This is a genomic window from Pseudanabaena sp. CCNP1317, from assembly GCF_034931345.1.
Classification (GTDB): Bacteria; Cyanobacteriota; Cyanobacteriia; order Pseudanabaenales; family Pseudanabaenaceae; genus Pseudanabaena; species Pseudanabaena galeata.
The window spans coordinates 1-23,217 of sequence record NZ_JAYGIF010000005.1 but is presented as its reverse complement, the minus strand read 5'-3'; the positions used below and the strand labels follow the sequence as shown (position 1 = coordinate 23,217).

The following is a 23,217-nucleotide window of genomic DNA, read 5'->3' as shown; positions in this document are numbered from 1 at the left end:
TACTTTTTTACTCCTCATCGGCGCTAAATCCATCAAGAAAGGCGACTCCAGCCTTGAGAAATACGCTGTTTTCGGCGTAATGTTTGACAATTTCGCTAATTGTGGCTTTACCGCCATTTAGCCAACGCTCAGGGTTGAGGAGTTGCTGACGGAAGGTTGCCCATCTATTAGGTTGGTTGTTTTGAATTTCTTTAAATTCTGCTTCGATAATGTCTTTGGCTTCGGCTTCGGTTGCGGTGGGATGAGTTTTTTGTAAGTTGGCGAGGACTTGGGTTATTTCGTTTATTGTCTGTAGCAAGGCTGGATCGTTGGCATATTTTTTGCCAATGGCTTGACCAGAATTTTTGCCAATGACTTGTCCATAGTTTTTTTCAACTATTTGGACAACTTCTGAATTTATGTTGTATTTTCCAGTTTCTGACATGGTTTTGAGTGTTTGATGGATTTCTTGTAATATCTTCTCTACAGGATTAGCATAATTTTCTGTTTCCTGCAAAGGTGTATTGTAGATCGCGTAGTTGTAGTATTTGCATCGGGCTTGGATGGCGGTGATGACTGAGAGGGCTTGTTGGCTGGATTCTGTGGGGATGAGGGTGAGGAGATGGGGGAGTTGTTGGGTAAGGGTGGGTAAGTTGCGAGCATCTTTAGCAATTTTTTCTAATTCTTCGACCGCCGCTACTCGCACGTAAGACTTTTCATCTTTGAGTGCTTTAATAGAAACTTCAATTACTTCTGTATTAATAATTTCCACAAAATTATCTTCGACCTCAGAATTTATATCTTTAGATACTTGAATGGGAGATTCAAAAGCAATGAGAGATTCGATATTTCTATCACTGCTATTTTTGCCAAGTATCTCTGCAACACTCCTACGCAAATCAGTCTCATTCGTTCTGAGACTAAAAAGGAGTGATTCAATAGCTTTGGTACTAGCAGATGCTAGCGAGTGACAAATTACATTGGAATTTTCGTCTTTGAGCTCTTTAAAAAGAAGTTCTACAGGTTTTCCATCAACAATTTTGCTTAGTGTCCATTCTGCCCTTAATCTAACTCTATAGTCTTCATCTTGAAGCACTTGAATGAGATGCTTAATAACTTTGTTGCTGCCAATTTTAACCAATGCTTCTGTTGCTTTCCTACGAACATCAAAATCTTTATCCTTAAACAATCGAATTAGTGGAATAATACTTTTATCACTTCCAATATCGCCCAATATCTCAGCCGAATTCCAACGAACCTCAGCATATTCATCGTCAAGGGATTGAATCAAAGACTCAACAACTTTATCACCACCAATCCTACCCAAAGCCTCTGCTGCATTTATACAAACAAAAGAATCTTCATCTTTAAGTGATTGAATAAGAAACTCAACAGCTATATCATCACCAATTTTACCCAAAGCCCCAACTGCATTTATACGCACATAAGAATCTACATCTTTAAGTGCTTGAATAAGAGGTTCAATGACATTTCTACTGCCAATCCTGCCCAATGCATCCACTACATTGATTCGTACATAAGAATCTTTACTTTTTAAACACTCGATGAGTACTTCAGCAGCTTTATTGCTTCTAATCTTTACTAATGCTTCAGATGTTTTCCAAAAAATATAGCGATTATCTTCTTTTATTGTTTGAATGAGAAATTCGATCTTAACATCAGATCTCGTTTCTCCTAAAAGCTCGATCGCATATAACTTAGGAATTTTCCGTTCTTCAATTTCCCTCAACAACAACCCAACAGTCTTCTCCTGAAACCCATACTTCACAGCCCCAGCCAACCTCGCCCCCAACCGTAAATCCACCTCCAGCGCCAGTCTCACCACCCGCACCGCCTGCTCCTCACTCTCCACCAACTCCAACATCAACGCCAAAGGTTCCGTCCATTTCAAATAATTGAGATAGATCTGCCGTAACCGCGCATCACTCAAACTCGGCAACAGCCCCAACAACCACTCCGCCGCATAATATTCCTGAATCAACTGATGCCGAAACTCAATGCGGTCATTGCTAATCTGAATCAAATGATGCTTCAGCAAATCCTCCAGCCACCGCACCGCACAATCATCCGCAAACTCCACTTTCCCCCGCAAAAACTCCACCAAAATCTGCTCCGCCTCCCGTCGCGAAATTGCCACCTGCAATTCCGTCAGATTTTCGCCACAGGTCATCTTAAACGCTAGATACTGCAACAACCGCCCCCACCATGCCCGCGAATCCTTCGATAGCGTCACATCCTGCTTAATTCTGTCCCCATAACCCACCGTAAAAGCACGAAACACCATCCCCAAATTCGGTGGAATCTGCTCTGACTGCTGAAACAACGAACAAAGCATCCATAACAACAAAGGCGTTTGCCCAAACTCCCGCAACCGTCCCGACAACTGCCGCAACAACCTCTCCCCCTGTGTCGGCAAATACGCCATCACAAACTGCTGCATCTGCGGTTCCGTCAAAGGCTGCATCTCTAGCCGCTTCGCAATCCCCAAATCCCCACCTGCACTCAACTCCCGCGTCGTAAAAATCATCGGGCAAGTTTTTTGATAAAGCTCCCGAAAGAGATTTACTTGAGCGCGACCGCGATCCGATGGCAACTCATTCACCCCATCCACCAAAAGCAACAAACGCCCCTGACGCAATAGCTGCTTAATCCCCGCCTCATCGATATCCAAAGCAGGATCGTGTTTATGCATAAAGGCAAGAATGCGATCGCATACAGACGACTCATTCGCCTCCGAGGGCAAATACCGCAACTCCACTAACACAGGAATTTTCGCGTTGCGATCGCTTAACGCAATTTCCGCCTCCTGCAACAACAACCGCGCCAAAGCCGTAGACTTCCCCGATCCTGGTCTACCCACCAGCAACACATGCTCCGCCGCATACTTACAGATCCCCTCCAGCACAGGCAACCGCTCAATTTTTTCCTTCTTTTCCTCTTCCCCTTTTTCCTTTTGACTTTCTACTTTTTCCTTGTCCACCGTCTGCACCATTAGGTCTAAAGCAGAGCCAAAATCAAAAAAAGCAGGTGCAATCTGCTCACGCTCTACCCGTTGCGCTTCCCGTCCCGTCGCATCCGTCAGCGTATACAAACGCCACCACTGCTGATAAGCACTTACCAGCGATCGTAAATAACCATCAAAACAAATCTCTACACCCATGCCGTAAATCAACCCCGTAGGACATAGCGGCGACAATATCTTCGCGTCAGGAATTGGAACAATATTAGCTCAAATTTTCAAGTTAAAATATCCCGATTGAAATAGCGATCGCCCCCAAACACAACCACAAACAACTAAAAGCAAAATACTTATGAGTGAATCAATTAAAGCAACCCGTGCCACCGTAGAGATCGGAGCCTTAACTGTCGATGCTTTTATGTTACCCGATGGCAGTTATCGAATGTCTCAGACTCAAGCGGCGGATCTAGTAGGGTTAAGTGAACGAAACGTCCGCGAATTTTTGGACTCTAAGACCTTTGAACGCTTAGCAGGAGAGGGTTATACACCCGCGATATTTGATATTGATAGCGAACAATCACGCGGTCAAAGTCGCTTTAGAGGTTTACCGCTAGAGGTCGTAGTTATCTATTGGGTTTATCAGTGCTATCGAGGTAATAAACAAGCCTTTTCGCTGTTGATTGCCCTTACTACTGAATCTCTAGAACGCAGATTTGATAATGCTTTTGGTGTAGTTCGGACGGAGCAAGAGCAAAACGACACAACTACAAAAAGAATCAAAGCTCTTGAAAAAGCGCTTTCTAACTTGGGTGAAGGTTTTGCGATTGATGATGACATCCGCCGAGAACTAAATGAACTTAAAACATGGTTGAGAGATCATGCCATTGATCCCTATGAGTTGCCAAATAGCGATCGCAAATAACCATCAAGACAAATCTCAGCACCCATGGAGAAATTCAGCTTTTTCAAATATTTTACTTCATGCAACACTCAAAACATTGATTTGACTGAACAAATCCAAGATCACCTCTCTAACTACAGGTACTGACACCGAATTACCTAACTGACGATAAGCATAAGTATCTTTAGGATGCAAAATAAATGACTCAGGAAATCCTTGTAATCTCGCACATTCTCTGGGCGTAATTCTTCGTATCCTGCCATTATGAACTACGCCTAACTTATGGGCATCGCTAGACACAAGTGTAATCGATATACTTTGAGGATCTAAGAACTTGAATACCTCAAAGGACATATTGCCAGCCACAGGATTATATCTACCTTCTGTCTCTTTGAGATAACCTTTGCAAATCAAACCATTCATGATTTCTGTAAGGTTCTCATGGTCAAAAAAGGTTTTAATTTCATCAAGATTAAGCTTTTTCCCGTCTTGGTGCGTACCAAATTTTTTCTTGCGCCTATTAGCAATTAACTCATTCATAAACTCAATTTCTAAATCATTACATTCCCCTTTAATTCCCAATTCCCATGAATGAATTGAATTACCATTACGATGATCAATTAATCTATATCCATGTAGTTTTTCTGGACTATTGCCTGTGAATTTTAATAATCTAGCTGTAAAATCCTTAGAACAATCATACTTAGCACTTGGATTTGCTTCTAAAATATCAGCAACAACTTTAGTATTATTAGTAAATGAATCAAATAAAGTAAGCTGACTAAGCGATCGCTTAAAATCATGGGAATCAGTCGCGCCCAAGTCAGATTTCAGAGATAAAATTGGCTGTTGATTGTAAAGCCCTAAAATATATACACGGATACGATTTTGAGGAATACCAAAGTTTGAACTATTTAAAATTAGATAAGACACCCCATAGTTTAAATTTTGTAATCGCTCAATAATTGTCTTGAAAGTACGTCCTTGATCGTGACTAGTTAAACCCCGAACATTTTCTAGTAAAAATGCTTTTGGTTGATATTCACTTAAAAGTTTTTCAATCTCAAAAAACAAGGTTCCTCTAGTATCCACAAAGCCTTTTTGTTTGCCAGCGTATGAAAATGGCTGACAAGGAAACCCTGCAAGTAAAAAATCAAATTTCGGAAATTCTTTAATATCGTGAATGTCCCCCTCTGACTTCTCTTGATAGTTAAGTTCATACGTCTCTTGAGCATATTTATCTATTTCTGAAGACAATACACATTTAGTTTGGATGCCAATCTCCTGCATCGCTTGCTCAAAGCCCAAACGCATTCCACCAATACCAGCAAATAAATCAATAAAATTAATCATTTAATTAACTATTTAATTTCTCTTGAATAAAGTTTGCTAAAACTGCGATTTCTTCTTTTGAGTAAGCAACTGTACAATCGCTAAAATTGCAGATAGTTCCAATAGCTGACGATCTCTGAAAATTACCAGCACCATCAATCACATAGGCAATCAAAAAGCCATTTTCATTCATCAATCTAAAGCGATTTTCTGCTTGACCAGATTTACGCTCAATCACACTATTGGTCGTCACTTGAAAACTAACTTCTATGCCTATTTTCTTTCCATTCCTTTGGACGACTACATCAAATGGCATTCCATCACTCTTGTCGTAGCCATTTAGGATAATGGAACCATTGCGAGTTAATTGGTAATCTTGTGATAGAAACCCTCGTAAAGTCTCTAATACATAAGATTGAGCAATTTGTCCAAGACTATTGGTATTTGCCCCTGTCGTAATTCTACTGACATACAAATATTTTTCACGAACATACTTATCGATCGCTATTTCATCACCCAGTAAAACACCGATTTCACATTTCTCTAAGGCGGCTAAATGAGCGACATCCGAAGTTGCGCCATGCAAAAGAATCATGATCATGTCTTTGTGCAATGGAGATAACGGAACTACCTTAGTAATTGAAACACCATCAATATCTAGCTTTGTATTACCCAATCCATTAACAGGTAAAACTTGAAATTCATATACTTCGCTCTTTCCCCGAAAAACATACTGCATCACTCGCCGATTTATAACTGGATCGACTGCAAAGGTTTCTGTAAACTCTCGCCCCAATCGCTTAATTAATTCGCCTCCATAATCAGCGAGAATAACCAGATGTTTTAGGAACAGATTTGCCGACATTCCCGATGCTATCAAAACATCAAAGACTTGATCAGGATTATCGCCTGACAGTTTCAGAATACTGATAAACCGTTCTTGTGTTGCAATTAACTTGGTAATAGCACTCTCGGCAGCAACCGTTGCTTCTAATTCCTTCGGCCACCACTTGACAGCTTTTTTCTCCAGTTCTGCAAATGTACGCTTGTAGTTCAACTTTGCTTTTCCTGACTTACCATTGGTTACAGCTTACCAAAAACTTAACCAATCTCAGCGCCCATGATGTAAATCAACCCCGTAAAACATAGCACTGTCTAATATCTTTGAGTCAGGAACTACAACAATAACAGCTTAAAATCAGCTTAAATTATCAAGTTACAATATCCCGATTGAATTAGCGATCGCTGATGCTCCAGTTTACGCATTACGTTTTTTAAAACAAATGGCTCTAAACTATTGTTGGGAGAAGCATTTATGGATTACACACCCGATGCTAGCGATCGCAAATAACTATCAAAACAAATCTCTACACCCATGCCGTAAATCAACCCCGTAGGACATAGCGGCGAAATATTTGCTATATCATAACTTTTTTAGATTAAAAATCAAACAAGCTTCCTAAACAGTACAGGTTTAAGATCCCCGACTTTTTCTAAGCAAGCAAAGTCAACTTGCAAATTTACAAAAAAAGTCGGGGATCTGTGGCTTTACAGTTTTCTTTTGCTTACTTGTCTAAGCCAAAAGGCGATCGCACGTTACTTTACTTTTTAGGGGTAGAATCTAAAGGATTTTCTTGTACATTTACCTAAAATTTTTGCTTATGTACGACTGCATTGTTGTGGGAGCAGGTCCATCTGGTGGTTCAGCATCCTATCATTTGGCAAAACGAGGACGATCGGTTTTGCTACTCGAAAAAGAGAGCCTGCCTCGCTACAAGCCCTGTGGTGGTGGCGTTTCGCCAATGGTACAAGAGTGGTTTGACTTTGACTTTTCGCCAGCAGTATCTCTGACAGTCCAACAAATTCGCTACACATGGCAAATGGGCGATCCTGAACTCGTTGCCCTCGAAACCAAAGAACCCGTTTGGATGGTGCGACGCGATGTTTTTGACCATCACCTTGTGCAGCAAGCCCAAAAACTAGGCGTAGAACTTCGCGATAACACTGGCGTTACAGGGATTGAGTGGAAAAGCGATCGCTGGTTAGTCAAAACCGAAAATGATGTTTTTGAAGCTAAATATGTAATTGCTGCTGATGGGGCAAAAGGCTCCATGGCAAAATGGCTAGGATTTAAAGAGCGCAAGCGTCGTATGGGAGCAGCTCTCGAAGTGGAAGCACCACACCCTGCCCCCGATGTCAGTGCTGCTCACTTTGATTTTGGCTCTGTTCAAAATGGATATATTTGGAACTTCCCAAAGGCTGACGGTTATTCCATCGGAGCAGGGACTTTTATCGGTGGCGAAAAGCAAAATCTCAAGGAGATTGCCGCGAAATATGCTCAGGAATTTGGAATTAACGTCACTTCCATGAAGCAATTTGGACATCCCATTTGCCTATGGGATGGTCACCAACCACTGCATACTCAAAATGCGCTACTCACAGGCGAATCGGCTTGTATCGTCGATCCATTCACTGCTGAGGGCATCCGTCCTTCACTCTTAACTGGTATGTTTGCAGGTCAAGCGATCGATGAAGCGATCGGTGGTAATGCTGATGCGCTTAAGCAATATACTCTCAAAGTTCAAGAAGAATGGGGAGAAGACATGGTATGGGCGCAACGTATTGCCAATATTTTCTATCGCATTCCTAGTTTTGGCTACAAGATGGGAGTGAAGCGTCCTAGTGCTAGTCAGCGCATGGGCAAGATTCTCTGTGGTGAGATGCGTTATCGCGATGTGGCAGGAGCCGCCATTAAGCGCCTAACTAAGGGACTAATGGGCATGAAGTAAAAGAAGAGGTGGCGTAGCCCTGCACTCAAGTGCGGGCTAAAAGCTCAAACCCGTTGAAACGGGTTGTTTAGATTCTTTAGTCTGCTTCACCAGACTTGAGCTTTTAGCCAAGAACTTGAGTTCTTGGTTTATTTGCATAATTCCTAAAAGTACAAACTGATGTTACGTGGAACTCAGATAATGAACCTCTTGCTGTTAGCATAACAGGGCAACCACGGGGGGATTGCCCCTACCTATAAATTTTAGATCTTGTAGGGGCTGTGCCCCCGTGCCAGACCTAGACTTACGCCATTGCAAGAATTCCTTCCACGTAACATCAGTACAAAGTAAAAATATGACTAAAAAAAATTATCGATTGCTATTTCTATCTACTCCTGTAGGAGCATTGGGATCGGGAATCGGTGGGGGGGTGGAATTGACCTTGCAAAATGCGGCGAAAGCTCTAATTGCTAAAGGGCATGAAGTGGAAATCGTCGCCCCTGAAGGTTCCGTTACCAATGTCACCAAACTGACTCAAATAGCAGGAACTATCCAAACTTCAGCGCAAACTCAAGTCGGCGCTGATATGGTTGTCCTTCCTCAAAACTCGGTTCTGGAAAATATGTGGAGCTATGCGAGGGAATCACAGGATCAGTTTGATTTGTTATTTAACTTTGCCTACGATTGGCTACCTCTGTACCTCACACCATTTTTTCGCCGCCCGATCGCCCATTGGATCAGCATGTCGTCACTTTCGCCTGTAATGGATGGGATGGTATCGAAAATCTCAGCGCTTTGCCCTGATGCGATCGCGGTGAATACTCGTGCCTGTGCAGATACTTTTAGTCATGGCGATCGCCTGATGATTATGGGTAAGGGGATTGATGTAACGCAATATAATTTTGTCACTAAGCCAGATAAACCAAGTCTTGCATGGGTCGGACGTATTTCTCCCGAAAAGGGGTTAGAGGATGCTGTTGAGGCAGCACAGGAAAGTGGGTTCCCTTTGCATATTTTCGGATTAATTCAAGATCAGAGCTATTGGCTGGATATTCAAGCATCTTTTCCTAAAGCTGAACTTCATTATGAAGGATTTTTATCTACTGATGGTTTGCAGCAAAAACTAGGACAATGTAGTGCTTTATTAATGACTCCCCGTTGGGTTGAAGCGTTCGGGAATGCGGCGATTGAGGCGTTTGCCTGTGGTGTGCCTGTAATATCCTATCGTTCTGGAGGACTTACTGAGATCGTTCGGCATGGCAAAACAGGATTTCTTGTGGAAATGGGAAGTGTGTCTGGTTTGATTGAAGCAATTTCTAAATTAGACCAAATTGATCGCATTACCTGTCGCCAACAACTTGAAGCGGAATATTCTCTAGAAGTATGGGGCGATCGCCTAGAAAAATGGTTTGACAAATTGATTTCAAGCTATGGCAAGACGCAAATTATCTAAAAAAAACCAGAGGATGGCAACGCGAAGCGCCGCCATCCTCTGGTGATGATTGTTATAATTACTGATGTTACGTGGAATTCAGATAATGAACCTCTTGCAGCTAGCATAACAGGGCAACCACGGGGGGATTGCCCCTACCTGTAAATTTTAGATCTTGTAGGGGCTGCGCCCCCGTGCCAGCCCTAGACTTACGCCATCGCAAGAATTCCTTCCACGTAACATCAGTAATTATTTGGAAAAGTTTAATCAAAGACATATGCAAACTATCAAGCTCGGCTCCAATGGTCCAACTGTAACTGCGCTAGGTGTGGGAACATGGGCATGGGGTGACACCCTGTTTTGGGCTTACGGTAAGGATTTTGGAGCAAAAGATGTAGCAGAAGCATTTCAAGCTTCTGTTGATGCAGGAATCACATTTTTTGATACTGCCGAAGTCTATGGATTTGGTGAGTCAGAACGCTTGATTGGCCAGTTCTGCAAGCAAACTTCCCAACCAGTGCAGATTGCGACCAAATATTTCCCATTACCTTGGCGTTGGCAAAAATCGGCGATCGCTGATGCTCTAACCGCTAGTCTGGAGCGTTTGCAAACAGAGCAAATTAGTCTCTATCAAATTCACTGGCCTTTAGAATTTCTACTCAAGACCAAGGACTTTATGGAAGTTCTTGCAGAAGAAGTGAAAAAAGGACGGATTCAATCGGTGGGAGTCAGCAATTATTCTGCGGCTCAAATGGCGCTAGCTCATCAATATCTTGCCGAAAAGGGCATTCCTCTAGCGGTGAATCAAGTTCCTTACTCTTTATTAACCAGACAAATTGAGCAGAATGGAACTCTCGAAAAGGCTAAACAGTTGGGAGTGACGATTCTTGCCTATAGTCCCCTTGCTCAAGGTTTATTAACGGGGAAATACACGCCAGAATCTGTAAAGACTCTTCAAGGTGCGCGGCGCATTGATCCGCGTTTTAGTCCTAAGGGCTTGCAAAAACTAGAGCCTCTATTCTCGGCGCTAAAGGATCTATCTGAAAAATATGATAAAACACTGGCTCAGGTTTCTTTAAATTGGCTAGTTGCCCAAGGAAATATCATCCCCATCCCTGGGGCGAAGAATGCCAATCAAGCTAAACAAAATGCTGGTGCTTTAGGTTGGTCATTAACACCCGAAGAAGTAGAACTACTCCGCCTTAACGCTCCTAAAATTTAGTCCTTAATTACTCATGTTACGCAGAAGGTTTTAAGACCCTCACCCCTAGCCCCTCTCCCAAAGAGGGAGAGGGGGACAAGAAAAATCCAAAAATGTCTCTTACTCCCCTTCTCCCCTCTTGGGAGAAGGGGTTGGGGGATGAGGGCAGATTTTCTATCTGCGTAAGGTGAGTTAATTGTTTCAAGAAGTGCCGCGCTGTGCGCGGCACTTCTTGAGGATTCATTATCGCTTGTGAATGGGAATTTGGACTTCGCGCCGCTTTAGCGGAGATGGCGTATAGGGAGAGTCGTAGAGAAATTCTCGTGGTTCACCAATAATTTCATACTCTGGATGATTAACTAGCCATTGCTTTAACCTTGCAATATGCTCTGGATAACTACCATAGCCATAGGCTCCCTGTATTCCTAAGCTGACAACTAGCATCGGCGGATGGTCTTCTACTTGAATATCAGCAGATATTTGCTGTGGATTGATCTCGTTATTGTTATACAAAAAGGAAACCTTAGCTTTACCCTGTTGCATGGGCTGATCGATAGTAGCGATCGGATAGCGAGCTTCGACAGGAGCAGTCATAGAAATATTGTTACTGCTGATATGTCGAAACAACGGGTTAAAGGAATAACTGGTGGCATCGCTGAGGTTGCCTTCATAGGTATACGTACCTGAACGATAGGCAGGATATTGCTTAACTTCGATCGTATCGTGGGGAGTAGGCGTAGGAAATCCGACGGGTAGAGGAGCAGACATAGCTTTTTTTACGGCAAAGAATGCAAGAGGAAGGACGATCGCACCAACAATGATGAGCAATGTAGAAAGTTTCATATTCCTATTGTAAGAGGTATTTCTGAGGCAATGTTTAAATCCATAAATTACGGTGCTCTACGCCCCCTTTTATCTTTTGTTTTTTGCTGTAAGGCAAAGTGCTATAAATATTGATAACTGATGTTACGGGGCAAAAATTCCTGCAATGCCATAAATCTAGGGCTGGCACGGGGGCGCAGCCCCTACAAGCCCTGAAATTTAAAGGTAGGGGCAATCCCCCCGTGGTTGCCCTGCATTTAAAGGTAGGGGCAATCCCCCCGTGGTTGCCCTGCTTCGCTAGTAGTAAGAGATTTATCATCTACGTTCCACGTAACAACAGTGATTGGTCTTGAATATATTAGATAACAATGATTGAGAGTTCAGCGAAAGTGAGCCAAGACAATAATAAGTGGCAGTTCTGGATTGATCGCGGTGGCACATTTACTGATATTGTCGCGCAAAATCCTGATGGTGAAATCCTGATTCATAAACTGCTATCCGAGAATCCCGATCGCTATAGCGATGCACCGATACAGGGGATTCGCGATATTCTTGGTATCCCTCAAACTGCGCCTATTCCCATAGAGCAAATTGCGACAATTAAAATGGGAACGACGGTGGCAACTAATGCCCTCTTAGAACGCAAAGGCGATCGCACAGTTTTATTGGTTACTAAAGGCTTTAGAGATGCTTTACGCATTGGCTATCAGCATCGCCCGAATATTTTTGCTAGACATATCGTTTTGCCTGAAATGCTCTATGAGCAAGTAATTGAGATTGAGGAGCGCTATAGCGCCCATGGAGAAGTTCTCATTCCTTTAAATGAGGATTTGGCGATTAGAGAATTACAAAAGGCTTATGATTTAGGAATTAGGGCTTGTGCGATCGCTTTAATGCATAGTTATCGTTATCCTCAGCATGAGCAAAAATTAGCCGAATTAGCTCAGCAAATCGGTTTCACGCAGATTTCCATATCCCATAAAATTAGCTCTCTTATCAAATTTGTGAGCCGTGGTGATACTACGGTTGTTGATGCCTATCTATCACCAATTCTCAAGCGCTATGTGGATCGCGTAAGTTCCCAACTTAATCAGACTCTTACCTCTAGAGCCTCTTTATCAGGAGATGGGGATAAGACTGCAAAATCTCAGACCCTCACCCCTAGCCCCTCTCCCGCAGGAGAGGGGGGACAGACTGCAAAATTAATGTTCATGCAGTCCAATGGTGGATTGACAGAAGCCACATCTTTTCAAGGCAAAAACAGTATTCTATCGGGTCCCGCAGGGGGGATTGTTGGTGCAGTACAGACCTGTTTGCAAGCGGGTTTTGCGAAAATTATTAGCTTCGATATGGGAGGGACTTCTACAGACGTAGCGCACTATGCAGGAAGCTATGAGCGATCGCTCTCGACAGAAGTCGCTGGCATCAGGCTAAGTACGCCCATGATGTCCATTCATACAGTGGCGGCTGGTGGTGGCTCCTTACTATTTTTTGATGGAGCTAGATATCGCGTTGGCCCCGAATCCGCAGGGGCTTTTCCGGGCCCTGCCTGTTATCGCAATGGTGGTAATTTAGCGGTGACCGATTGCAATGTGATGTTAGGGAAGTTACAGCCTGAGTTCTTTCCCAAAGTATTTGGCAAGAATGGGGATTTACCACTCGATCGCACAGTTGTAATTGAGAAGTTTACAGAATTAGCCCAAAACATCAGCCAAGCAACAGGACAAGCCGTTACTCCTGAAGTCGTTGCCCAAGGATTTCTAGAAATTGCGGTGGAAAAAATGGCGATGGCAATCAAGAAAATATCAGTACAGCGTGGTTACGATGTTACTGAATATGTCCTCTGTTGCTTTGGTGGTGCAGGTGGTCAGCACGCCTGCGCGATCGCCGATGTCTTAGGCATGACGCAAGTATTCATTCATCCCTACGCAGGGGTTTTATCCGCCTATGGTATTGGATTAGCAGATATTCGCACCATCCGCGATCGCACAGTGGAGTCAGAACTAAATTTAGAATTACTAGCAGAACTAGCAACTATTGCTCAAGAATTAAGTGAAGAAGCGATAAAAGAACTTTTGCATGGTGATCAGCCGAACGGTGATTTGCAGATAGAGACTAGCTTGAGATTACGCTATGCTGGCACAGATTCTTCGTTAACAGTTGCGATTGGCGACTTCTCACACGATGTTTTGGAATCCTTGAGAACTAGCTTTGAAACTTTGCACAAAGAGCGTTATGGTTTCATCTTTGCGGATAAAGTGCTGATGGTAGAAGCGATCGCTGTGGAAGTCATTATTTCAAGGAAAAAGGAAAAAGGAAAAAGGAAAAAAGCTAATAGCCAACAGCTAACACCCAACAGCCAAAAAGTACAAGTCTACATGGCAGGTGCATGGCAAGAAACTCCTATCTTGCGGCGAGAGGATTTGCGGGTAGGCGATCGCGTGCAGGGTGCAGCATTGATTATTGATGCAACGGGGACTAATGCGATCGAGCCGAATTGGGAAGCAGAGTTAAATGAGGATGATTGTTTGATATTAAGGCGGCTCTCTCTTGCAACGCAAGAAGATGCTCTTCAAGTCCCCCTTTACAAGGGGGATTTAGGGGGATCTCTATCTAAAGCCGAAGATAGATCCCCCCCAGCCCCCCTTATAAAGGGGGGAGAAGAGTTTCTTCAAGTCCCCCTTTACAAGGGGGATTTAGGGGGATCTCTATCTAAAGCCGAAGATAGATCCCCCCCAGCCCCCCTTATAAAGGGGGGAGAAGAGTTTCTTCAAGTCTCCCTTGCAAAGGGGGATTTAGGGGGATCTCTATCTAAAGCCGAAGATAGATCCCCCCCAGCCCCCCTTGTAAAGGGGGGAGAAGATAATGCAGTCCCCCTTTATAAGGGGGATTTAGGGGGATCTCTACTTAAAGTCGAAGATAGATCCCCCCCAGCCCCCCTTGTAAAGGGGGGAGAAGAGTTTCTTCAAGTCCCCCTTTATAAGGGGGATTTAGGGGGATCTCTATCTAAAGTCGAAGATAGATCCCTCCCAGCCCCCCTTATAAAGGGGGGAGAAGATGCTCTTCAAGTCCCCCTTTATAAGGGGGATTTAGGGGAATCTCTACTTAAGGCTGAAGATAGATCCCCCCCAGCCCCCCTTGTAAAGGGGGGAGAAGATGCTCTTCAAGTCCCCCTTTATAAGGGGGATTTAGGTGGATCTCTTCCTGATCCGATTAAATTGGAAATCTTTAATAATCTTTTCCAATCGATCGCTGAACAAATGGGATTTACGCTGCAAAATACTAGTGCTAGCGTTAATATTCGCGAGAGACTAGATTTCTCCTGTGCTATCTTTGACCGTGACGGTGAACTGGTTGCCAATGCACCGCATATTCCTGTACATCTTGGCTCGATGGGTGAAAGTGTAAAAGCTCTGATAGGCGATCGCCAAGGTAATATCCATTTTGGTGATGTTTTCGCCACGAATAATCCCTACAACGGTGGTACGCATTTACCTGATATCACCGTAATTACCCCTGTATTCATAGAATCTGAGCAGCCGATTTTCTATGTTGCCTCACGGGGACATCATGCCGATATTGGTGGAATTACCCCCGGTTCCATGCCTTCGCATAGTACCAGTATCGAAGAAGAAGGAATTCTCTTTAACAATTTTCAGCTTGTTAAAAGTGGCAAATTTTGTGAAGCAGAAACTCTTGCCTTGTTAACTTCTAGTCAATACCCAGCCCGAAACCCAGTCCAAAATATTGCAGACTTGCAAGCCCAAATTGCAGCGAATGAATGTGGCGCAAAAGAACTTCAGCGTATGGTTGCTAGTTATGGTGCGTTAACTGTGCAGAACTATATGCGCCATGTGCGAGACAATGCCGAGTTAGCGATTCGGAAAGCGATCGCTAGTTTGGTCAAGGAAAAAGGAAAAGGGAAAAAAGAAAAAGTTGAACGGAAGTTTATTTATCCTATTGATAATGGTAGTCAGATTATTGTGTCAGTCAGTTTAGACGCTATTAACTGCACTGCGAAGATTGACTTTACGGGAACTTCGGCGCAATTAGGGAATAACTTTAATGCACCTCTAGCGGTCTGCAAAGCTGTAGTTCTCTATGTATTTCGCACCCTCGTTGATGATGAGATTCCCCTTAATGCTGGTTGCCTTGTTCCGTTAGAAATTATTGTCCCTGAAGGCTCGATGCTTAATCCTGTCTATCCTGCGGCGGTGGTGGCGGGAAATGTGGAGACATCTCAGGCGATCGCCAATGTTTTGTATGGTGCATTGGGTGTGATGGCAGCATCACAGGGGACGATGAATAACTTTACCTTTGGTAGCGATCGCTATCAATATTACGAAACGATTTGCGGGGGATCGGGTGCGGGGATGGATTTTGATGGTACGGATGCAATCCAGACTCACATGACTAATTCCCGACTGACCGATCCTGAGATTCTAGAATGGCGATTTCCTGTGCTTTTGGAAGAGTTTGCGATTCGAGAAAATAGTGGCGGCAAGGGCAAGCATCAAGGTGGCAATGGTGTTATTCGACGCATCAAGTTCCTTGAACCGATGACTGCGGCAATTTTGTCCAGCAGTCGCGTTATTCCTCCATTCGGTTTAAATGGTGGTGAGTCGGGAGCAACTGGGCGAAATTATGTGATTAGAAATGATGGCGCGATCGCTGATTTACCTAGCACTGCCACAGTACAAATGGAAATGGGTGATACTTTTATGATTGAGACTCCTAGTGGTGGTGGTTATGGGTAAAGAAAAAATGTTACCTAATAACATTTTTTCTTTAATCAGTCATAATAAAGACGATTCCTGATTTTTGAATTGGAGTGATCGCCCATGCCAACAGAACCAGTGCAATATTTGCGCCTCGAACTGGAAATTTCAGTTCCCTATGATGTCATCCTTGATGCCTTAGATGCTTGGTTTGAGTGGGATTTGATATCTGAGGTGGATTTTAAATGGCGCAATAGTCGCAGTTCGGCAAATCGTCTAACGGTAGTGGCGATTCAAAACGATTTGATTCTCCAAGGGCTAGATTTTTGGCTAGAGTTAGGCTTAATCAAAGAGAAATCAGTAAAACTAATTTGCGAAACTCGTTTTGTTTGCGACATTAAGGCAATGGCAACAGAAACAGCGATCTCTAGCAGAAGTTTACCAATTGCGGAGCCAAATCGCCCACCTGCCAATATTTCGGGTTCGCGATTGCCGCGATCGCCTATTGAGAAAATACCAATAAAACCCAAAGCACCTCAAGAACCCAGTAAAGTCGCGCAAACCGTGCGATCGCTACTATCAGAATTCAGCACCATGTGGTTGCTATTTTTGGGCGTGTTTCTAGTGGTGGTTTCATCGGGATTACTAGCGGCTAGTCAATGGGATAATTTTTCGCCCCAAATCCAGTATTTGCTGCTGTTGGCTTATACGTTGGGATTTTTTGGTGTGAGTTTCTGGACGAGCAAAAATGAACGTCTGCGGATGACTACTCGCGCTTTGCAATTAGTGACATTGCTGTTAGTTCCCGCGAATTTCTGGGCGATGGATGGTTTAGGATTACTCAAAAATCCTGCGGGAATAGGAATTAGTGCGATCGCGGGTTGTTTACTTTCAGCGATCGCCGTTTTTCTATTACAAACATCTTTTACATTTCGCGAAACTCAGGCTCTATCTGAGGACGCATCCACTAACCAAAAGAAAAAACGCACCAAAAGACAACTTAGCCAAATTTCAGTTTTAGTGATTTTATTACTGGGTTGGCTACATCTGGGCTGGTTTGTATCCCCATACTATCCATTAATTGCCGTATATTTGGGGATCAGTGGGATTGCAATTTCCACTTTTTTAAATCGTCGTCAAAGCTTAAATACTGCGGATAGTTCGACATTTCCCCTTGCGCTGATTACGGGTGCTTATAGTACAGTCTTGTTGATTAGTCGGGCGCTTTTATTTGGAAATGTTTCTGTTTTTAAATTAGGCTTAGCTTTTGGGGTTTGTGGCTGGGTTCTAGTGCAAATTACGAATAAAGCAGAAAAGTTGCGATCTCCTTCTGAAGCCTCAAATTTAACTACTGTAAATTCGTCAAACCTGTCATTTCAGGCGAACTTAGGCAAAATTTTGCTGGGTTTAGGTTGGCTAGTGTCAGTTTGGGATCAGTATCCTTGGCAAACCTTGACGATTAGTTTATTGATTGCATGGATACTCTGCGATCGCCTGATCAAACTAGAGCAAAGCATTGATTTAACCTATTTATTTTTGTGGGGTTTGCAAATTCTTTGGTTAGGTCAAAGACTAATTCCTGATGCTTGGAAAGTAGTTTCTAAACAGCAATTAATAGCCTTCTTTCAAACTCAATCGGCAATTAATTTGCTAGGATTTTGCCTGTTTCCCTATCTGATTATGACTTTGATAGTTGCTGCAATTTATCGCGATCACCAAAAGTTTGATCTAGCCAATACTGCGGAATTACTGGCTTTAGGATTTGGGGTTTTACTAACTATTCTGAGTTTTGGCTATCCGTTACCGATATTTGTCAATCTATCGCTTTCAGCCGTTACGCTCTTAATCATCCAAGCAAGGCGATCGCCTGCTAGCAAAGATCTGCATAGCCTAGTTTATTTCGCCCATATCGTTAGCCTTAGTGCAATTATCTCAGGTACTTTCTTCTTTACTCGTTCCACTGAGATCTTTGCATGGGTCGGCTTTCTACTCATTACAATGTTGATCGAATGGAGTTCGGTTTTAGTAATTGGGAAGTTTAGCCCTCACCCCCAGCCCCTCTCCCAAGGGGCGAGGGGAGAAAGAAATCAAATTCAGATTCAATCGCAGAGTGAATCCCTAGAAAACATCTTGCCCCCCTCTCCCTCTGGGAGAGGGGCTGGGGGTGAGGGCATCTTACCCCCAGAGAGAATATCTGGGAGCAATCTCCATCTACAAGCATGGCGCGATAGCGCATGGCACATTGGCGCAAGTTTAGCCGCCCTTAGCTATATCTTGCTCTGGAATGCTCCATTTTCAGGACAAGGTGATAACAGAGAACTACTATTTTTAACCAGTTCTTGGGGTGTTGCTTGGTTAAGCGTACCTTTATCATTAACCTTTTTAGGAACTTGGCGCGAATTTGCCGATCGCGATTTGGCAATCAGATTGAGCATTGCAGGACTGGCGATCGCTCAGTTTTTAACATGGCAAGGTGATGGCTCACGTTTAATTGGTTTAGGTGTAGCTTTTGCCCTAATGCTAGTGAATACGCGCCGCAGCAAATCGCTGCTCACCGCTTTTAATACCGTCGGTTATGGCTTATTATTTATCGCCTTTTTACTGTGGCAATTCAAATCTAATGATGGCTCAACAGCCCAGTTTATTTTCTGGACTAATGGCATGGTTAGTAGCGCCATTCTGCTTTATGTTCTCAATCATTGGCTCAAATATCGCCGCGATCGCCAAGTTCCTAATCTCAATTTATCCTTAAATCAATCCTATGCCCAAGCCTTTGATATTTGGTCAGCATTAATCTCGACAGCAGTTCTGCTTTTACAAACGGCTTTATCTGTTCTTGTCTTTGGCTTCAATGGTGATGACCAACTATTTATAAATCTGCTACCCAGTACGATCTTGGTCACCTTAGGTCTGATTTATCGGATCTGGCAATCTACAGCGAAAGTCCCTTTTTGGGCAGAATGGGGAGTTGCATGGAGTGTGGAACTGCTAATTTCAGGAGCGATCGCAGTTACGAATGGCTCAGCACTTGAACTAGCGATCGCCAATATTGCTTTGGGCTTTATCACCCAACTAGGCGGCGATTGGTGGATGCAACGCTCAGGTAAAAATGAATATCCTCGCAGTTGGGATGTCATTCCCTTGATTTACGGTGTGATGGGTTCGCTGCTGAGAATCGGTAGCTTCAGCAGTCTCACGGGTTTATTCTCGCTAAGTACATCCCTCATCGGTATCGGCATTGGGCGCAGAGCTTCCCAATCTAACCCTATGTTCAAAGCGCTTACCTATTTGTCCATGGTAGTAGCGACTTTTTCCGCCTATGAGTTACTCTTCTATCAAATGGTGTCTCGTTCTCAAGGTGGTAGCCTTGGCGATGGTTTAGTGATTCTGGCGACATTAGGCTGTGCGATCGCCTATGCCTACAAACTCTTTGTCCACTGGATCGCTCTCTATTTAAGACTTTCGATCCGAGAGATTGGTATTTCAGCTCATTTACATTGGACGGCTAGCGCCATCTTTTTGTTGTTGGGAAGTTTCTTAAATCCATCGGTGACAGGTGGTTTACTTGGTGGAATGATTGGGACTGCGCTAACGGTCTATGCGATCATCGAGGGTAAGAGATCCCCCCTAGCCCCCCTTAGAAAGGGGGGGATGGATTCAGGTTCCCTTAGAAAGGGGGGGATGGATCAAGTCCCCCTTTACAAGGGGGATTTAGGGGGATCAGATCTCTGGATTTATACAGGGATAACTACCGCAATTAGTGCGATTGCCTATTTTATTTACTTTGCTTTCCCTAATCCTTGGTTGATTGCGAACTTCATTCAGCCCTATGCGGCGGCGATCGCCTGTATTATAGCCACCATGCTCTATCTACCACCTTGGGAAGAATGGGGCTGGGCAGAACGTCCTTGGCATAACTCTGCTTTTCTATTGCCGTTTATCTTTATATTTATCACCCAACAGGCGATCGCCACACCTTGCCTGATCATCGTTGGTGTTTTTTACGCTATCTATGCCAAAGTTCAAGACCAAATCCGTGCTACTTACATCACAGTGTTTCTATGGAATTGGGCTGTTTTCCATTATGTCTCTTTAATTGGATCGCCCAGTTTCAATATCAATACGATGATCCATGTGGCGGCGATTGGCTTCTCTGGACTATATTTTGCTCAAGTCGAACCAAACTTGCGATCGCCTAATACGAAAGCTCTCCGCCATGCTTTTCGAGTTCTCTTAAGCGGTGGTATGGGACTAGTGGCCTTTCTTTATTCCTTTTCTAATCCCACGATTGCGCTCGCAACTTGGGGCTTGAGTGCTGCCTTTATCATGGCAGGACTAGCTTTTCGCGTCAGAGCCTATCTCTTTATGGGAACGTTCACGTTTATTTTGTTGGTAATCACTCAAGCGGTTCTTTTAGTTACTCAATATTCTTTCTTGATGTGGGCGCTTGGTATTATCGCTGGGATTGGATTCATTCTGGTTGCTGCTAATTTTGAAGTCAGACGCGATCGCATTCTGGTTCTATTTCGCAATGTGGCGATCGAGTTGGAAGCTTGGGAGTAAGTGCAGTTAGTAGCGATAGTGTAAGGCTATTGTGAGATTTGGAACAAATGAGGAGCTAGTTACGTCTTTTCGCAATAAAAATTCAGTAGAGTAAAATTCATACTATGCTTAAGAATATTGGAATTGCATTAGGTCTTGGATTAACATCAATTAGCTTATTTCCTGCTTTGGTAAATGCTGAGCCGAATCTAGATTTGCCAAGATCTGAAATCGTAATCAATCAGGATATTGATAACAATGGAAAATCCGATCTGATTATTGCAAGTTATTTCATTCGGACGGTTTTGGTTCCCAAATATGATGCTACAAATACTTGCCATCAAGTTTCTGGTAAATTTGTAAGATATACCCTATTTGCGAATGGAGAAAAAACTGGTAAAGACATTCTAGAAATTTCCTATGGAACTAGTCTGGCAAGTTATTGGATGCACAAATTAATCTTAGATAGAGATATCGATGGTGATGGACAGAAAGAGTTGTCGTTTTACATGGGAGACGATACTAGTCAAGCGCGTGCTTATCTATTTCTAAAACCAGATGGAGTAAGAGTCGTTAATTTGGGGGTTACAGATTTACCAGGAGCTAGTCTTAACGAAACATTTGATTTGCAACTTTTTGGAGGCAATATAATCGCTAGATGGGATCAATCTGCAAAGTTATGGAAGAGTCAAAACAATCAGTACGGATGGGTAGTGGGTGACTGTGTAGAAATTAGAGAAAGTCCAAATGCTCGATCAAAGATAGTTTCTATGATATCGAGCAATGAAATTCTTCCTACTATCCAGCCTCAGATTAATGTGGATTGGGTAGCTGTAAAATTTGCTTACGATAAGATTGGGTGGATTAACACCAAGAATTTTAGTTTTACTTCGCCCGTAAGTGTAATTAAATTCGATAAGCCATAGACTGAAAAATCTAGCTTAGTTTTTTAATTACCACTTTTTGCTTTTAGTTTAGTTTTCGTAATTGCGTCTTGCCTTATTGGCTTCATTGCGTAGAGCATCAAGGCGTTTTTCGATTAATGTACGCGATCGCCCCTTAGACGCATCACTGAGCATAATCTTCAGCGCACTACCCAAACTCTTATACGCCGCAGGCAAAGGATAACCATTCCGCACCGCCAGACGAATAGCGCCTTGGTCAGCCTCAATCAAATTACGAATATCTTTCTTACTAGTCCCCTTGCGCCATAGCTGAAACCCAGCAACACCACAGATACCGAGCGCAAGCACAAATAGCAACCCATTTTGTACCCACAGCTCACCAACTGCCCCACCTAAACCGATCGCTAATGCTGCGACTTCCCAGCCATCCTTGGGTACTGCATCATTTTGGATACGCGCAACCTCATGCCAGTACAACAAATTACGCTGATCCTCAGCGAGGCGTTCCCAGCGCACCATATCGACTAAGATCACAACCTCATCGCCACCAGCTTCTTCACAAGCGATCAGTGGCGGACGGACACCATCGGCGTTAAGTACTTTTACCCAAGCCTGTAACTCTTGCGGTAGCAAGTCTTGCAAACGACGGATCTCAGTTCTGGCAAAGGTATTTCGGAGGGAGGAAGAAGTTGGAGATGGCATGAATCTTCGTCAAAGTTCAGAATTTTGAGGGACTTATCGCTAAATCTAGATTTTAGTATAAGTTTTAACTACTTGCACTTTTGATTAGATTATTACAACTAAAAAGTTATCTTCAGATTATATAGCGATCCTAAATGATTTGTAAGATTTGGAGGGTTGAGAGAGTGCGCCCCTTCGGGGCGCACTCTCTCAACCCATTTAGGATTGCTATAGGCTTTATAAGTTCAGTGTGAGCTTGCTAAAAATGCCACATTGCAACTAAGTGCGAAGGATTAATTATTCTTATTCGTAGGATGTGTTAGAGAAACGTAACGCATCAATAAAAAAATTCGCAAAATCCTCATTACTAGAGCGGTGATAGTTTAAGAAAAGTAAAGAAATATAGTGGATAATTGCGTAGTATTGATATATAGTTATTATTCTTAACATAAATAAATATTATCACTTTAAATTTTCATAATGCAATTAATTAATTCTGAGTGGACAACAACAGAAGAAGAGGTAGCTAGGAAAGCTTTTGATATTGCCTATAAGCGAGAAATTAGTTCTCTGATTGATTCAGTCCGTTACAAAGCAAGCAATCTAGCTGAAATTGACGACATGTGGCGTTTGCACGACTTTTTGAGTGTTAAGCGCCATGAAGTCGATGGTCGATACGACTATCACTTGCCCATGCTAGTTTTCATATTTGCAGGATTGGTGAAGGATGGATGGCTGAGCCTTGATGAATTGGAAGGCTTAAACACCGATAAAATTGCCAAGATTGCTGCACTTGTTTGTATGTAGACCTGATTGACTGACAAATCTCTGTAGATACTGTCTTGAGTACCAAAAAGTCAAGAGGGAATTTTAACAAAATTAGGATCGAAAGAACGCTGAGACTTGAGAACACCAAAGACCTGTCGTAACAGCTTGTGCATTACAGCACCAATGAC

The 23,217-nt window shown here is 43.2% G+C and carries 13 protein-coding genes; 8 read left to right on the top strand and 5 right to left on the bottom strand.

The features are described from left to right. Positions 1-7: 7 nt before the first annotated feature. Positions 8-3,160: a HEAT repeat domain-containing protein gene (locus VB775_RS03020; RefSeq protein WP_323216632.1), complete on the bottom strand. Its 3,153-nt coding sequence runs from the start codon at positions 3,158-3,160 to the stop codon at positions 8-10. Positions 3,161-3,311: 151 nt separating this feature from the next. Between VB775_RS03020 and VB775_RS03015 the strand changes: the two genes are divergently transcribed. Then, positions 3,312-3,881: a hypothetical protein gene (locus VB775_RS03015; protein WP_281007247.1), complete on the top strand. Its 570-nt coding sequence runs from the start codon at positions 3,312-3,314 to the stop codon at positions 3,879-3,881. 57 nt (positions 3,882-3,938) lie between these two features. Here VB775_RS03015 and VB775_RS03010 read toward each other — a convergent pair whose 3' ends face one another. Together VB775_RS03010 and VB775_RS03005 are read right to left on the bottom strand one after the other, a co-directional pair. Next, on the bottom strand, positions 3,939-5,213 hold the full coding sequence (locus VB775_RS03010) for a DNA cytosine methyltransferase (RefSeq protein WP_281007248.1): 1,275 nt from the start codon (positions 5,211-5,213) through the stop codon (positions 3,939-3,941). Between the two features lie 4 nt (positions 5,214-5,217). After that, positions 5,218-6,249 carry a hypothetical protein gene (locus tag VB775_RS03005; RefSeq protein WP_281007249.1) on the bottom strand — a complete coding sequence of 344 codons (1,032 nt, stop codon included), beginning with the start codon at positions 6,247-6,249 and terminating at the stop codon, positions 5,218-5,220. Between the two features lie 604 nt (positions 6,250-6,853). Between VB775_RS03005 and VB775_RS03000 the strand changes: the two genes are divergently transcribed. The 3 genes from VB775_RS03000 to VB775_RS02990 all read left to right on the top strand — a co-directional run bounded on the left by VB775_RS03000 (position 6,854) and on the right by VB775_RS02990 (position 10,614). Then, positions 6,854-7,981, top strand: a complete 1,128-nt coding sequence (locus VB775_RS03000) for a geranylgeranyl reductase family protein (RefSeq protein WP_281007250.1) — start codon at positions 6,854-6,856, stop codon at positions 7,979-7,981. A 334-nt stretch (positions 7,982-8,315) separates the two neighbouring features. Then, positions 8,316-9,413 carry a glycosyltransferase family 4 protein gene (locus VB775_RS02995; RefSeq protein WP_281007251.1) on the top strand — a complete coding sequence of 366 codons (1,098 nt, stop codon included), beginning with the start codon at positions 8,316-8,318 and terminating at the stop codon, positions 9,411-9,413. Positions 9,414-9,669: 256 nt separating this feature from the next. Further along, positions 9,670-10,614: an aldo/keto reductase gene (locus tag VB775_RS02990; RefSeq protein WP_281007252.1), complete on the top strand. Its 945-nt coding sequence runs from the start codon at positions 9,670-9,672 to the stop codon at positions 10,612-10,614. Positions 10,615-10,836: 222 nt separating this feature from the next. Here the strand turns inward: VB775_RS02990 and VB775_RS02985 are convergent, their stop codons facing one another. Then, positions 10,837-11,436 (bottom strand): heme-binding protein, encoded by a 600-nt coding sequence (locus tag VB775_RS02985; protein ID WP_281007253.1) that lies wholly within the window; start codon positions 11,434-11,436, stop codon positions 10,837-10,839. A 347-nt stretch (positions 11,437-11,783) separates the two neighbouring features. On the opposite strand from VB775_RS02985, the gene VB775_RS02980 reads away from it, so the two are divergent. The 3 genes from VB775_RS02980 (at position 11,784) to VB775_RS02970 (ending at position 21,601) form a co-directional block, all read left to right on the top strand. Continuing rightward, positions 11,784-16,172 (top strand): hydantoinase B/oxoprolinase family protein, encoded by a 4,389-nt coding sequence (locus VB775_RS02980; protein WP_281007254.1) that lies wholly within the window; start codon positions 11,784-11,786, stop codon positions 16,170-16,172. A gap of 84 nt (positions 16,173-16,256) precedes the next feature. Next, positions 16,257-20,696, top strand: a complete 4,440-nt coding sequence (locus VB775_RS02975) for a hypothetical protein (protein ID WP_281007255.1) — start codon at positions 16,257-16,259, stop codon at positions 20,694-20,696. Between the two features lie 104 nt (positions 20,697-20,800). Continuing rightward, positions 20,801-21,601, top strand: a complete 801-nt coding sequence (locus VB775_RS02970) for an SH3 domain-containing protein (RefSeq protein ID WP_281007256.1) — start codon at positions 20,801-20,803, stop codon at positions 21,599-21,601. Between the two features lie 48 nt (positions 21,602-21,649). Here VB775_RS02970 and VB775_RS02965 read toward each other — a convergent pair whose 3' ends face one another. Further along, complete coding sequence (locus tag VB775_RS02965; protein WP_281007257.1) at positions 21,650-22,282, bottom strand: DUF3318 domain-containing protein; 633 nt, start codon at positions 22,280-22,282, stop codon at positions 21,650-21,652. A gap of 459 nt (positions 22,283-22,741) precedes the next feature. Here VB775_RS02965 and VB775_RS02960 point away from each other — a divergent pair, with 459 nt between their 5' ends. Beyond that, positions 22,742-23,068 (top strand): hypothetical protein, encoded by a 327-nt coding sequence (locus tag VB775_RS02960; protein ID WP_281007258.1) that lies wholly within the window; start codon positions 22,742-22,744, stop codon positions 23,066-23,068. Positions 23,069-23,217 lie beyond the last annotated feature (149 nt).

Bases quoted from the DNA above. Each gene is read 5' to 3' on its own strand.
- VB775_RS03020 (WP_323216632.1), bottom strand. From the start codon at position 3,160: ATGGGTGTAGAGATTTGTTTTGATGGTTATTTACGATCGCTGGTAAGT.
- VB775_RS03015 (WP_281007247.1), top strand. From the start codon at position 3,312: ATGAGTGAATCAATTAAAGCAACCCGTGCCACCGTAGAGATCGGAGCC.
- VB775_RS03010 (WP_281007248.1), bottom strand. From the start codon at position 5,213: ATGATTAATTTTATTGATTTATTTGCTGGTATTGGTGGAATGCGTTTG.
- VB775_RS03000 (WP_281007250.1), top strand. From the start codon at position 6,854: ATGTACGACTGCATTGTTGTGGGAGCAGGTCCATCTGGTGGTTCAGCA.
- VB775_RS02995 (WP_281007251.1), top strand. From the start codon at position 8,316: ATGACTAAAAAAAATTATCGATTGCTATTTCTATCTACTCCTGTAGGA.
- VB775_RS02990 (WP_281007252.1), top strand. From the start codon at position 9,670: ATGCAAACTATCAAGCTCGGCTCCAATGGTCCAACTGTAACTGCGCTA.
- VB775_RS02985 (WP_281007253.1), bottom strand. From the start codon at position 11,436: ATGAAACTTTCTACATTGCTCATCATTGTTGGTGCGATCGTCCTTCCT.
- VB775_RS02980 (WP_281007254.1), top strand. From the start codon at position 11,784: ATGATTGAGAGTTCAGCGAAAGTGAGCCAAGACAATAATAAGTGGCAG.
- VB775_RS02975 (WP_281007255.1), top strand. From the start codon at position 16,257: ATGCCAACAGAACCAGTGCAATATTTGCGCCTCGAACTGGAAATTTCA.
- VB775_RS02970 (WP_281007256.1), top strand. From the start codon at position 20,801: ATGCTTAAGAATATTGGAATTGCATTAGGTCTTGGATTAACATCAATT.
- VB775_RS02965 (WP_281007257.1), bottom strand. From the start codon at position 22,282: ATGCCATCTCCAACTTCTTCCTCCCTCCGAAATACCTTTGCCAGAACT.
- VB775_RS02960 (WP_281007258.1), top strand. From the start codon at position 22,742: ATGCAATTAATTAATTCTGAGTGGACAACAACAGAAGAAGAGGTAGCT.